General features: G+C 74.0%; 1 protein-coding gene. It reads right to left on the minus strand.

Going from position 1 to position 1181, the window contains the following annotated elements; all coding sequences use genetic code 11:
* Positions 1 to 1176: ketoacyl-synthetase C-terminal extension domain-containing protein (locus ADK55_RS37700; RefSeq protein WP_324611184.1), on the minus strand; the 1176-nt coding region annotated here is incomplete at its 3' end.
* Between the last annotated feature and the right edge of the window lie 5 nt (positions 1177 to 1181).

The following is a 1181-nucleotide window of genomic DNA, read 5'->3' on the forward strand; positions in this document are numbered from 1 at the left end:
CAGGGCCGCCCGCGGGGGGCGCGGCCTGCCGCTTTCTTCGGGATGCCCGGGGGCGGCGTGGAAGCCCCCCCACAGCTTTGCCCCGCGCGCGGGCAGACCCGCCACGATGTTGCTCAACTCTGCCCAGAAGGCGGCGAGTTCGTCGATTCCGCCGCTTCGGCTGTCCTGGGTGCCGATCACGATGGCCCCGTCCGCCCGGCGGCCGGGCTCGACCACGGTCACGCCCCGCCTCCGGAGCGCCGTCGTCAGCGCGCGCCCGAGCTCGGGGTCGGCCGTGACCAGGCGTACCGCGCCCGAGCCCGGGGCGGGGGCCGAGCCGTGAGCGGGGGCGGGGGGCAACTCCCGTACGCGCCAGTCGACGCGCACCGCCTCGACCCCCGTCGGCGGCGGGCCGGACGCGGCGAGCGACGGGCCGGTGGTGTGCCAGTACGCACCCCGTGCGAACGGATAGGTGGGGAGGTCCGTCACGCGGGCACCAACGGCGGAGAGAGCGGGCCAGTCGATGTGCGCGTAGCCGACCCCGGTCAACTCGGCGGCGCCGACGGATCCGTGCGGTCCCGCGGTCGACCCGGCGCGGAGCGCCGCCGCTTCGGCGGTCAGGTCGATGTCGACGCGGACGGGGCGAATGCGGCCGGCGGCGACGGAGCGCAGCGCGGTGGCGAGTTCGGCGGCCGTTCGCCCATGGACGGCGGTCTGGAACTCCAGCGGGGAACGGCCGGTGTTGGCGGTGTGGCAGAGGTCGGCGGTCTCCCAGGAGTCGCGTACCACGTCGAACCGGTCGGCGCACGCGCCCGCCGGTGACCGCAGCGCCGACTCGTCAGCCCCACTCACCCGCACGACGAACGAATCCTGAACCGGCACTTCACGCGTCAGCGGGACGGGAGGCTCCTCGACGATGACGTGGGCGTTCACGCCGCCCATGCCGAACGCGCTCACCGCAGCCCGACGAGGCTCACCGTCGCGCGGCCACTCCACCGCACGGTCGGCCAGATAGAACGGCGTCTCCTCGAACCGGATGTGGTCGTTGGGCCGCACCACGTGCAGTGACGGTGGAACCATCCCGTGCTCCATCGCGAGGAGCCCCTTCACCAGGCCCGCGAGCCCCGCCGCCGGCTCCAGATGACCGACATTCCCCTTCAACGAACCGATCGCGCAGAACTGCGACCTGTCCGTCACCCCAC

The organism is Streptomyces sp. WM4235 (genome assembly GCF_001279725.1).
In the GTDB taxonomy this organism is placed as follows: Bacteria; Actinomycetota; Actinomycetes; order Streptomycetales; family Streptomycetaceae; genus Streptomyces.